Here is an 11,695-nt window from a genome sequence, read left to right as displayed (position 1 = left end):
AGAGCCTGAGATTTTTCCGACAGGCTCTTTTTGGCGTCTAAGTAGGTTTTAAGCGCGGAAACGCGATTATGAAAATAACAATTGTGTGACGAGTTGTTTGCAATTAGGTTTCAGTATAAGTTATCATTTAATGTGTAATGCATTAAATTAGTAATTTATAATAATAAAAAGATTGGAGTGATGAGGTTGTTTCTGACAATGGAACATTTGAATAAAACTTATCCAGGCGGCAAAGTTGCGGTCGAAGATTTTAATTTGGAAATTGAAAAAGGTGAATTTGTTTGCTTTATCGGGACATCTGGTTCCGGGAAAACAACGACCATGCGGATGATCAATCGGATGTTAAGTCAGACCTCGGGGACAATTAAGCTAGAGGGTCAAGATATTGGTCAGATGGATCCCGTTAAGTTACGGCGCAAGATTGGTTATGTGATTCAAAATATCGGGTTAATGCCACATATGACGATTCGTGACAATATTACAATGGTCCCGAAATTGTTGAAATGGCCCCAAGATAAGATGGATGAACGGGCTAAGGAAATGATTAAGTTAGTCGAATTACCAGAAGACTACTTAGATCGTTATCCTTCCGAACTATCTGGTGGGCAACAACAACGGATCGGGGTTGTCCGGGCCTTAGCCGCTAACCAAGATTTAGTCTTAATGGATGAACCCTTTGGGGCGTTGGATCCGATTACTCGTGAAGCTTTGCAAGACTTAGTTAAAGACTTGCAAGAGCGACTTGGGAAGACATTTGTCTTTGTTACGCATGATATGGATGAAGCGTTGAAGCTATCGACGCGGATTGTCGTCATGGATGGCGGTAAGATTATGCAAGTGGACACGCCTGATGGCATCTTACGGCATCCTGCTAACGAATTCGTTGAAAACTTGATTGGGAAAGATCGCTTGATTCAAGCGCGTCCAAGTATCACGACGGTTGGACAAGTGATGTTGAAGAGTCCGATTGCAACGACCCCTGGCAAGTCATTGACGGATGCGTTGCGATTAATGCATGATAAGCGAGTCGATTCCTTATTAGTGACGGATGAAGCCGGCATTCTGAAAGGAATGATTGGCATTGAAGATGTGGACTACAGCTTTAACTCCGCCACCAGTGTCGATGACATTATGAAGCGGGATATCTTTTATGTGCAATCTAACTCGTTAATTCGGGATACCGTTGAGCGGATCTTGAAGCGGGGCTTTAAAAACGTTCCGGTCGTAGATGACCAACACCGGTTGGTCGGGATTGTTACACGGGCAACCTTGGTCGATATTGTTTATGATGCCCTTTGGGGTGACGAAGAAGAAGATGAAGAATCTGATAACATTCATCACGGAGAGGATACCACCAAGGCTAAAGCCAATGATCAGACTGGCGCTGAAGGCGGTGATCAGCAATGATCACGTTCTTACAAACATATGGCACGCAACTGTTGATGAAGACGTGGCAACATATCTACATCTCAGCGATTGCGTTGGCATTAGGGATTATTGTGGCGGTACCGCTTGGGATCTTGTTAACGCGAGTTAAAAAGATTGCGAACGTCGTCATGGCAATTGCCAGTATGCTACAAACGATTCCTGCGATGGCGTTATTAGCGTTAATGATCCCGTTCTTTGGGATTGGGGCCATTCCAGCTATCATTGCGTTATTCATCTATTCACTCTTACCGATTCTGCGAAACACGTATTTGGGGATGGAAGATGTGGAGCCAGCCTTGATTGATGCGGCCAAAGGTATGGGACTGACCGGCTGGCAATCAATTATTAAAGTGGAAGTCCCAATGGCGGCACCCGTAATTATGTCTGGGATTCGCTTATCGGCAACCTATGTGATTGCTTGGGCAGCCTTAGCGTCATATATCGGTGCTGGTGGTTTAGGGGACTTTATTTTCAATGGTTTAAACTTGTATCGGACGGATTTGATTTTAGGTGGTTCGATTCCCGTGATTATTTTGGCGTTAATTGTTGATTGGTTATTGGGTAAATTAGAAGCCGTTGTTACCCCGCGGACGTCACAGGCGTAAGGAGGGAAACGACATGCAAAAAATTAAAAAATGGATTTTAGGTGCCGTTGCCACGGTTGCCAGTGTGTTCGTCTTAGCGGGCTGCGGCTTTCCGGGCTTAGCTGGGACATCGTCAGATACGGTGCGGATTGCCTCCCAAAACACCACTGAGCAACAAGTGATGGCTTACATGATTCAGGATATGATTCAGCACTATTCCAAGATGAATACGACCATCATTAATAACTTAGGTTCTGGAACGGTTAGTTTTAATGCGTTGAAGAACAAACAGGCCGATATTTCCGCGATTCGGTATACTGGGACCGACTTGTCCACGATTTTAGGTGAAAAAGTCGACCGGGCACATATCAAAGAAACCGACCAAAAGGTTAGAGACCAATTTGATACGAAATATCAAATGCACTACTTCCCATCATACGGGTTTGCGGATACGTATGCTTTTATGGTGACGAAGCAGACGGCTAAGAAGTATAACTTAAAGACGGTTAGCGATATGAAGAAAGTCGCGTCTAAGTTAACAGTTGGCTTGGATCAAACTTGGCTGGAACGAAAAGGTGACGGGTATGATGCCTTTCAAACGTTGTACGGTTACCAGTTCGGTAAGACTTATCCAATGCAGATTGGGTTAGTCTATGATGCTTTGGAATCCGGTAAGATGGATGCCATTCTGGGTTATTCGACGGATGGTCGGATTGGCAGTTATGACTTGACAATCTTAAAAGATAACAAGAACTTCTTCCCACCATACAATGCTAGTGCGGTTGCGACGAATGCCATCTTGAAGCAGCATCCGCAATTAAAGCCGATCCTATCACGGTTGAACGGTAAGATTAGCTTGAAGACGATGCAAAACTTGAATTATCAAGTCGATAATGACTTGGTAGAACCTGAAGTCGTGGCCAAGCAATTTCTTGAACAACACAACTATTTTGAAGGGAGTGACAAATAATGGCTCATATGAACATGCTGCAACAATTGATTTACTATTATCAACAAAACGGCGCGTACGTCTTAAGTCAGTTTGCTCGTCACTTCTTGATTTCAATTTACGGGGTGCTTTTTGCGGCGATTATCGGGATTCCAATCGGGATCTTTATTGCCCATCATAGTCGGTTGAGTGCGACAGTGATTGCGATTGCGAACGTCATTCAAACGGTGCCATCATTGGCGATGCTGTCAATTATTATGATTGGCTTAGGCTTAGGCGTGAACACGGTGGTCGTGACGGTCTTCTTATACGCATTACTGCCAATTATTAAGAATACCTATACTGGGATGCAAAATGTCAGTCCGACAATCTTGGATTCTGGTAAAGGGATGGGTATGACCCGTTGGCAGATTTTGCGGATCGTGGAATTACCGTTATCCTTATCCGTTATTATGGCGGGCTTACGGAACGCGTTAGTGCTAGCGATTGGGATTACCGCTATCGGGACTTTCGTGGGTGCCGGTGGTTTAGGTGATATCATTATTCGTGGGACCAATGCCACGGACGGTGGTGCCATTATCTTAGCCGGGGCTTTACCAACGGCGTTAATGGCTATTATCTCCGACTTGATCCTTGGCTGGATTGAAAAGAAAGCTGATCCAACGCAGAAATAAAAGTAATAAAAAAGATTGATTTACAGGCGTCAATTCTAACTCATTCAGGGAAGCTAGTTGAACTGTAACATCAATCTTTTTGTTTGCATCAAAAACACCAGGTCAATCGGCAAGGTTTGATTGAGACTGATCACATCTTTTGATGCAAGGTCTATTAAAGTTTAAGCCCGTTGTAAATAACGGATTTGATCTAAATTAATTAAATGCGTCAGGTGTTTTTCACGATTGATCAAGACGAGTTGTCCAGACGCTAAGGTCTTTAAGACGCCATGAATATTGTAGGGATGCGTCTGCGTTAAGGCTGGTTGCATTTGCAACATCACTTGATAATGCCGTTGCTGTGCTTGCTCCAAAAACAATGTCCGTTGAAAGGCGGGCATTTGCGGAAGCAAGGGCGCACTGGCTGCAGCAGCTGTCGTAATCTCGTCAAAGATTTGACGATACGACGTTTGAAAATTCTTAGAAATAGTTTGTAGACGCGTTTGTTTATTTTGCATATTAGCCACCTCGAACGTTTGTTTGTGTTTTTATTATACGAACGAACGTTCTGAAAAGCAAGCAATATTTTCCGTTTTCGACTAAAAGTTTTTTGTCAACGGGATGAAAAATGGTGGCAAGCCTAATAACACTTGCAATTACGCGGTAAAAAGTGCAAAATAATCTTTAAAACATATTTAATAAGGGGAATTTGCGATCATGGCGAAACAAGGCATGTTAATCGTCTTATCAGGTCCCTCTGGTGTCGGTAAAGGTACCGTCCGGAAGGAAATTTTTGACTCAGATGATAATGATTTTCAATATTCAGTCTCGATGACCACGCGGCACATGCGGCCGGGTGAAGTTGATGGAAAGGACTACTATTTTGTCTCCAAAGATGAATTCGAGGATGAAATCAAGAGTGGCGGTATGCTGGAATACGCCAAGTATGTTGACAACTACTACGGAACGCCCTTAAAATATATTAAGCAGTCTTTAGCAGCTGGCAAAGACGTTTTCTTAGAAATTGAAGTTAACGGTGCGATGCAAGTGCGTGAAAAGATGCCAGACGGGGTCTTTATCTTCTTAACGCCCCCGGACCTCATGGAATTAAAACACCGCATCATCGGTCGGGGGACTGATGATATGGCCGTCATCAATAAGCGGATGGCTAAAGCAGTTGGTGAAATTAAGATGATGCGTAACTATGATTACGCGGTGGTAAATGATGAAGTTCCTTTGGCTGCTGAACGGATCAAAGCGATTATTCGCAGCGAGCGCTTCAGTGTCAAACGAGTGATGCCAGAGTATGAAGAAATGTTAGGAGATGCAGAATCTTGATCTTATATCCATCAGTTGATGATTTATTAAAGCAAGTTAATTCCCGTTACTCATTGATCATGTTAGCTAGCAAGCGCGCTCATGAATTGGACGCCGGCGCTGCTCCCATGTTAAGTGAATACAAGTCTGTTAAGACGATTGGTCGGGCTTTGGAAGAAATCGCGGCGGGCGACTTAATGATTGACCCGGACGAAACCGATAAAGACTAGGATGACCAAGAGCGTCGAGGCCGTGTGCCTTGGCGCTTTTTTTATGTCATCAGTCTTGAAGCTTCACGTGACTGTTGATTCTTGATACAATTAACCTGTGCATGTTTAAAAGTTATTCATAAATGTTATCATTGTTGCTCCAGTCGGCTCAGCTGATGCCGGAACGTGGTGGGCGCGATTGATAAGCCAAAGTGCGGTCTCATCAATCAGCCTTTGACTAACCTGAGTAAAAAGCACTCAGCTAAGTCTAATTTCACCGGCTGAGCCGACCTGCGCTAGTTAACTGGCAGGGGCATGATTTTGTTTGCTTGGCTAATTGCATGGCAGCGACTGTCTTAACGCCGGGCGGGCCGGACAATGCTCAGTGGTGTCGTTTATCTTAGTCGTGGTTTTCGACTTAGATAAAGCCCGGCTTGTGAGACCGATTTTTGGCTCACAAACGCGGCCACCACGTTCCGGCATTGCTCCGGTCCAACCAGAGTGGCAACATGAACAAAACTAAAAATGAAAATGATCAGTCGTCTAAACATGACTGAAAAAGGGTGTGACTGGTGTGAGTATTTGGCAAGATCAACATGTGACAGTGGTTGTGAGTGGTGGAATTGCGAGTTATAAGGCCATTTATTTGGTGCGGCAATTAATGAAGCAAGGTGCCACCGTACGGGTGACGATGACGGCGCATGCGACTGAATTTGTAACGCCGCTGACCTTTCAAACGTTAACGCAACAACCGGTGTTTAGCGATGAGTTTACGATGCAAGATCCTAAGCATGTCGGTCATGTTGCCTTAGCCGACTGGACGGACTTGATGATTATGGTTCCGGCCACAGCTAATCTGATTGCTAAAGTTGCCAATGGGATTGCTGATGATGCAGCCACAACGACGATTCTGGCCACTACGGCTCCCAAATATGTGGTCCCAGCAATGAATTCACATATGTATGCTAATCCGGCGACCCAACGCAACTTAGCACAGTTGCAGACAGATGGCCTGCAAGTGTTGACCCCCGCTACGGGAATGCTGGCAGAAGGTTATGTCGGTCGTGGGCGGATGCCAGAACCGGATGAGATTGTTGATTGGCTCACTCAGACGTTGATTGACCAGCAAACGGATTTACCTTTACATGGTAAAAAAGTCTTAGTCACTGCGGGCGGGACGCGTGAGATGATTGATCCCGTACGTTATATTTCTAATCGATCTTCCGGTAAGATGGGCTATGCAATGGCGACAGTCGCACGTGAATTGGGTGCCGAAGTGACGTTGATTAGTACCCCAACAGCCTTAACTCAGCCGGCTGGGGTTCAGTATATTGAAGTCTTATCGGCGGCCGAGTTGTTAACTCAAGTGACGGCCAAGTTTGCCACTACCGATATGTTAGTGATGGCCGCCGCCGTTTCAGATTACCGACCAGTCAAAGCAGTTGACCAAAAGATTAAGAAACAACCTGGTCAAACTGGATTGACCTTAGAATTAACGGAAACGGCTGACATTTTGAAACAATTAGCGGCCCAAAAGACGGGTCAATTTGTGATTGGTTTCGCGGCTGAAACCCAACATTTATTGGCAAATGCCGAGAAGAAGTTAGCCGAAAAGAAACTTGATATGTTAGTTGCTAACGATGTGTCGCAACCGGGAGTGGGCTTTAATGGGGATACCAATCAGGTCACTTTATTAACGCCAAATAGCACGCCGGTGACGACCAATTTATTATCGAAAACTGAGATTGCCCACAGTGTCTTGACCGCGGCGATTAATCGCGGTGCCTAGACCAATGTGGGGTTAAGAGAGGAAGTTGACGGTGGCACAAATTGCACAAGTTTTGGTCGATGTGCCAACGATGCAGACCAATCGACCGTATAGTTATCGTATTCCCGCGGCTTGGCGTTCACAAGTCCAGCCTGGGATGCGGGTAGTCGTCCCGTTTGGTCGCGGTAAACGCCGCGTTCAGGGATTTGTTTTGGCCTGCAATGATGAGGACGAACCGGCGTATGATGGTGAGCTAAAAGCCATTGATACCGTGGTCGATCTAGCTCCAGTCTTGAATTCGGAAGCATTAGCGCTATCGAAGTGGCTGGCTGATAGTACCTTTTCATTTCAAATTACCTGTGCCCAAACGATGTTACCAGCCGTGATGCGGGCCAAGTATGTCAAGTTATTACGGACGACGGCGACCACCCCTACGGCTATTCAAACGACGCTGTTTCATGGTCAGACGAGTGTGCCGTTTGACGACGTGGCTACGACACCCGCCCAAGTGAGTGAACTGTTACGTTTACAGGCTGCTGGGGCCGTAGAAGTTTATTTTCAAGTTAAGAACCAAGCTCATCATAAAACGATGGTCGGCATCACCGCTGCTTTGGATCAAGCGGATTTAGTTGCCGCTGAGAAGACGGTTCGTGCTGGCGCTGCCAAGCAACTGGCACTGTTAAAGGGGCTACAGACGCTTAACGGCGAAACACTAGCGCAAAAAAAGTTTAGTGAACAGTTCGCTGTCAGTGAAGCGGTGATCCGGACCGGTGAACAAAAAGGGTGGTTGAAAAAGACGCCGATTGAAGTTTACCGTGATCCGTATGCAACGGCTAATATTAAGGCGACCAAGCCGCTGAAGCTCAATGATGAACAACAAGTCGCCGTTGATCGGATTGTGGCTGCCGTTCAACAGCCCGCTAAAACCACGTTTTTACTTGAAGGCGTGACCGGTAGCGGGAAGACGGAGGTTTATTTACAGTCGATTGCGGCGGCATTGGCTCAAGGTAAGACGGCGCTAATGCTGGTGCCGGAAATCTCACTGACACCCCAGATGGTCCAACGGGTCAAAGGCCGGTTCGGGAAAGCCGTGGCCGTCTTACACAGTGGTCTGTCCAGTGGTGAGAAATATGATGAATGGCGTCGCATCAAGCGCCAAGAGGCCCAAGTGGTCGTTGGCGCACGGTCGGCGGTCTTTGCACCTTTAACTAATCTAGGCTTGATCATTATGGATGAGGAACACGAAAATAGCTATAAGCAAGACGACGCGCCGCGGTATCACGCCCGTCAAGTAGCCTTGTGGCGTAGTCAGTATCACGATTGTCCAGTCGTTTTAGGTTCGGCGACCCCATCGTTAGAGACTCGGGCGCGGGCTGAAAAGGGCGTGTATCAACGGTTGTTGTTAGCCGATCGGGTCAATCAGCGACCGTTACCGAAAGTCTCAATCATTGATATGAAAACCGAGTTGCAAAAGCACGCTGAAAGTAACTTTTCTCAAGCGTTATTAGTGGCACTACAAGATCGATTAGATCGCCACGAACAGAGTGTGCTGATGTTGAATCGGCGTGGTTATTCGTCGTTTGTATTGTGTCGGGATTGCGGGTTTGTCTTGAAATGTCCCAACTGTGATATTTCACTGACTTTGCACATGGATACGCATACGATGAAGTGCCATTATTGTGGTCATGAAGAAGCGATTCCGCGGATTTGTCCGAACTGTCACAGTCACCAGATTCGTTATTATGGTACTGGGACGGAAAAAGTCGAAGAAGAATTACGAGACTTGTTACCAGATGCCCGGATTATTCGCATGGATAATGATACGACCCGTAAGAAGGGCGCCCATGCGCGGTTGCTGTCACAGTTTGGCAGCGGTGAAGCCGATATTCTAATTGGTACCCAGATGATTGCCAAGGGACTGGACTTTCCTAATGTCACGTTAGTTGGGGTCTTGAATGCCGATACGGCCCTGGGATTGCCTGACTTTCGGGCCAGTGAGCGGACCTTTCAACTGTTAACGCAAGTTAGTGGCCGGGCTGGTCGGGCAGAAAAAAGCGGGCATGTGTATATTCAGACGTTTAATCCGGATCATTATGCGATTCGTTTTGCCCAGCATCATGATTATGAAGGTTTCTTTAAGTATGAGATGCGGATGCGTCATCAGGGCGGTTATCCGCCATACTACTTTACAGTTCAGATTACCGCGAGTGACTTAGATGAAGCCATCGCTGCTAAACGTATGTACCAGTTATTACAGTGGCTCAAACCGCGATTAACCCCGTCAACGCAGATCTTGGGTCCAACGCCTAAGCCGATTGCCCGGGTTAATCGCCGCTACTACTATCAAATCGTCATTAAATACAAGCGTGAGCCGAATTTGGCGGCGACGTTAACCACGCTGTTGCATGAGACCCAAGTTCAACAACGACAAGGGTTGCAGATTGCGATTGACGTCGAACCCTTGCATTTTATGTAATTGGAGGAAATCAAATTGACATCCATTGTCTTTATGGGAACGCCCGCATTTGCGGCGCCTATTTTAACCAGTTTAATTGAAAATGGTTACGACGTAAAAGCCGTTGTAACCCAGCCAGATCGCAAAGTCGGTCGGAAACACATCTTAACCGCCTCACCAGTCAAACAAGTGGCGGTCGCACACGACATTACGGTCCTACAACCCGAAAAAATCGGGGGCAGTCCGGAAATGCAACAAATCATCGACTTGCAGCCTGATCTCATTGTGACGGCGGCCTTTGGTCAATTTTTACCGACCAAGTTGTTGAAGGCGGCGCAGATTGGGGCCGTTAACGTGCATGGTTCTTTATTACCGAAATATCGGGGTGGGGCGCCAGTTCAATATTCAATCATGAATGGCGAAGCCGAAACCGGCATCACAATCATCTATATGGTCAAAAAGATGGATGCTGGCGATATGTTGGCCCAACAAGCGATTCCAATTGCAGCCAACGATGATACTGGCACGATGTTTGACAAGCTGAGTCTCGTCGGCCGTGATTTATTGCTCGAAACGTTACCCAAGTTGATTGCTGGCGAACTTAAAGCCACACCGCAAGCGGAAGACCAAGTGACGTTTGCCCCAACTATCAAGCCAGAACAAGAACAATTGGACTTCTTTAACCAGACGGCGGCTCAGATTGATGATCAAGTCCGCGGGCTACGGCCAGCACCGATCGCCTATGCGATGCTCGATGGCAAACGGACTAAGTTCTGGCAAGTAACGCCACTAACTGAAACGGTGACGCAAGCACCTGGGCAAGTTGTCCGCAAGACCAAGCATGAATTAGTGCTAGCGGCGGCTAATCAGACGGCGCTGTCAGTGCAAGAATTGCAACCAGCTGGGAAACCTAAGATGACCATCACAGCCTTTTTAAATGGGGCCGTGGATAAATTTAATACTGGAGAGCAGGTAATTACAAAATGAGTGAAGTCGGCAATAGTGCCCGTTGGTTAGCGGTTTCAGCGTTAGCTAAGATCAAAGACGGTGCGTATTCAAATCTACAATTAAATCAATTAATTAATCAACATTCCATGGATCGGCGGGATATTAACTTATTAACCAACATGGTCTATGGGGTGATTCAACATCGCTTGACCTTGGAATACTGGTTAAAGCCGTTTGTGCGCCATCCGCATCAGCTCGATCCATGGGTGCATGAATTGCTTTTGAGTGCGCTTTACCAATGGCAATATTTGGATAAGATTCCTAAGCGCGCCGTTTTCAACGAAACGATTGAAATCGCGAAGGTGAAAGGTCACCCAGGTATTCGGCGGTTTGTGACCGGGGTTTTACACGAAATGGATCGGCGTGGCTTACCTGACTTTAGTACCATTGAAAATCCTGATGAACGTTTAAGTGTCACTTATAGTATGCCAATCTGGTTAATTGAGGAATTACGGCGTCAATTAGGGGCGGACAAGATGCAACAATTGATTGCATCTCTGAACCAACCGGCTAAGCAGTCATTACGGGTTAATGCCGCTATGACTGATGTTGCTGGCGTGATGACCGTGTTGACTGAGGAAGGCTTAGACGTTGAAGCCAGCCAAGTTTCACCACTCGGGATTGTTGTTAATGAAGGCCAAGCCATCAATACGAGTGCCATGAAGTATGGGATGTTTACGATTCAAGATGAGAGTGCGCAACTGGTCGTGCCAGCTTTGGATGTTCAACCCAGTGACCTGGTCTTAGATGCCTGTGCCGCTCCTGGTGGGAAGACCACCCAAATTGCGGCGGCTTTAGACGTTGATCAAGGCGGCCAAGTCGTTGCCTTAGATATTCATGCGCCTAAGGTTCGGTTGATCGGTAAGAATGCGGCTCGCATGAACGTTGCTGATCGGGTAGCGGCCACCGAATTGGATGCCCGCAAAGCCGAAGCTGAGTTTGGAGCAGCCCATTTTGACAAAATCTTGGTCGATGCGCCTTGTTCTGGTTTGGGCCTAATTCGCCGGAAACCAGAAATTCGTTATGAAAAGTCGTTACAAGATAGTTTGAACTTACAAAAAGTCCAATTATCAATTTTAACGGCCGTGGCCCCAACCTTGAAAAAAGGTGGTATCATGACGTATAGCACTTGTACCATTCTCGAACAAGAAAACCAACAGGTGGTTAAAGCCTTCTTAGCAGACCACCCAGACTTTGAATTAGTTAAAACGCCGACTGCCAATCATTTAAAAGCAGATCGGCCTGACAAGACATTGTCAATCTATCCGGATGATTACTTGTCAGATGGCTTCTTCATTGCCTGCTTACGAAAAAAATAACAGTG

The 11,695-nt window shown here is 46.4% G+C and carries 11 protein-coding genes; 10 read left to right on the top strand and 1 reads right to left on the bottom strand.

Annotation, left to right across the window (positions count from 1 at the left end):
• Window positions 1–198: 198 nt before the first annotated feature.
• Genes FFM80_RS05095 through FFM80_RS05080 form a run of 4 tightly spaced genes read left to right on the top strand, consistent with a single transcriptional unit; the run spans window position 199 to window position 3,635 of the window.
• Window positions 199–1,407 carry a betaine/proline/choline family ABC transporter ATP-binding protein gene (locus tag FFM80_RS05095; protein ID WP_171001041.1) on the top strand — a complete coding sequence of 403 codons (1,209 nt, stop codon included), beginning with the start codon at window positions 199–201 and terminating at the stop codon, window positions 1,405–1,407.
• Window positions 1,404–2,033 (top strand): ABC transporter permease, encoded by a 630-nt coding sequence (locus FFM80_RS05090; RefSeq protein WP_137639812.1) that lies wholly within the window; start codon window positions 1,404–1,406, stop codon window positions 2,031–2,033. Before FFM80_RS05095 ends, FFM80_RS05090 begins: the two co-directional genes overlap by 4 nt.
• 13 nt (window positions 2,034–2,046) lie before the next feature.
• Complete coding sequence (locus FFM80_RS05085) at window positions 2,047–2,982, top strand: osmoprotectant ABC transporter substrate-binding protein (protein WP_137639811.1); 936 nt, start codon at window positions 2,047–2,049, stop codon at window positions 2,980–2,982.
• Window positions 2,982–3,635 (top strand): ABC transporter permease, encoded by a 654-nt coding sequence (locus FFM80_RS05080; protein WP_137639810.1) that lies wholly within the window; start codon window positions 2,982–2,984, stop codon window positions 3,633–3,635. The genes FFM80_RS05085 and FFM80_RS05080 overlap by 1 nt, the downstream gene beginning before the upstream one ends.
• 161 nt (window positions 3,636–3,796) lie before the next feature.
• Here FFM80_RS05080 and FFM80_RS05075 read toward each other — a convergent pair whose 3' ends face one another.
• Window positions 3,797–4,132 (bottom strand): hypothetical protein, encoded by a 336-nt coding sequence (locus tag FFM80_RS05075; protein ID WP_137639809.1) that lies wholly within the window; start codon window positions 4,130–4,132, stop codon window positions 3,797–3,799.
• 199 nt (window positions 4,133–4,331) lie between these two features.
• On the opposite strand from FFM80_RS05075, the gene gmk reads away from it, so the two are divergent.
• From gmk to rsmB, 6 genes are all read left to right on the top strand, one after another.
• Complete coding sequence (gene gmk / locus FFM80_RS05070; protein WP_137635203.1) at window positions 4,332–4,952, top strand: guanylate kinase; 621 nt, start codon at window positions 4,332–4,334, stop codon at window positions 4,950–4,952.
• The gene (gene rpoZ, locus FFM80_RS05065) at window positions 4,949–5,161 is read left to right on the top strand and encodes a DNA-directed RNA polymerase subunit omega (protein WP_105448330.1); all 213 of its coding nucleotides are present in this window, start codon (window positions 4,949–4,951) and stop codon (window positions 5,159–5,161) included. Before gmk ends, rpoZ begins: the two co-directional genes overlap by 4 nt.
• 553 nt (window positions 5,162–5,714) lie before the next feature.
• Window positions 5,715–6,929: a bifunctional phosphopantothenoylcysteine decarboxylase/phosphopantothenate--cysteine ligase CoaBC gene (gene coaBC, locus FFM80_RS05060; RefSeq protein WP_137639808.1), complete on the top strand. Its 1,215-nt coding sequence runs from the start codon at window positions 5,715–5,717 to the stop codon at window positions 6,927–6,929.
• Between the two features lie 31 nt (window positions 6,930–6,960).
• A complete protein-coding gene (priA, locus tag FFM80_RS05055; RefSeq protein ID WP_137639807.1) occupies window positions 6,961–9,384 on the top strand; it encodes a primosomal protein N' in 2,424 nt (807 codons plus the stop codon).
• 15 nt (window positions 9,385–9,399) lie between these two features.
• Complete coding sequence (gene fmt, locus FFM80_RS05050) at window positions 9,400–10,350, top strand: methionyl-tRNA formyltransferase (RefSeq protein ID WP_137639806.1); 951 nt, start codon at window positions 9,400–9,402, stop codon at window positions 10,348–10,350.
• On the top strand, window positions 10,347–11,690 hold the full coding sequence (gene rsmB, locus FFM80_RS05045; RefSeq protein WP_137639805.1) for a 16S rRNA (cytosine(967)-C(5))-methyltransferase RsmB: 1,344 nt from the start codon (window positions 10,347–10,349) through the stop codon (window positions 11,688–11,690). Before fmt ends, rsmB begins: the two co-directional genes overlap by 4 nt.
• Window positions 11,691–11,695: the final 5 nt, after the last annotated feature.

This window comes from Lactiplantibacillus dongliensis (assembly GCF_005405105.1).
Lineage (GTDB): Bacteria > Bacillota > Bacilli > Lactobacillales > Lactobacillaceae > Lactiplantibacillus > Lactiplantibacillus dongliensis.
This window is presented reverse-complemented; position numbering and strand designations above follow the sequence as displayed.

Excerpts from the sequence above, each read along its gene's own strand:
- FFM80_RS05095 (WP_171001041.1), top strand. The coding sequence starts at position 199 with ATGGAACATTTGAATAAAACTTATCCAGGCGGCAAAGTTGCGGTCGAA.
- FFM80_RS05090 (WP_137639812.1), top strand. The coding sequence starts at position 1,404 with ATGATCACGTTCTTACAAACATATGGCACGCAACTGTTGATGAAGACG.
- FFM80_RS05085 (WP_137639811.1), top strand. The coding sequence starts at position 2,047 with ATGCAAAAAATTAAAAAATGGATTTTAGGTGCCGTTGCCACGGTTGCC.
- FFM80_RS05080 (WP_137639810.1), top strand. The coding sequence starts at position 2,982 with ATGGCTCATATGAACATGCTGCAACAATTGATTTACTATTATCAACAA.
- FFM80_RS05075 (WP_137639809.1), bottom strand. The coding sequence starts at position 4,132 with ATGCAAAATAAACAAACGCGTCTACAAACTATTTCTAAGAATTTTCAA.
- gmk (WP_137635203.1), top strand. The coding sequence starts at position 4,332 with ATGGCGAAACAAGGCATGTTAATCGTCTTATCAGGTCCCTCTGGTGTC.
- rsmB (WP_137639805.1), top strand. The coding sequence starts at position 10,347 with ATGAGTGAAGTCGGCAATAGTGCCCGTTGGTTAGCGGTTTCAGCGTTA.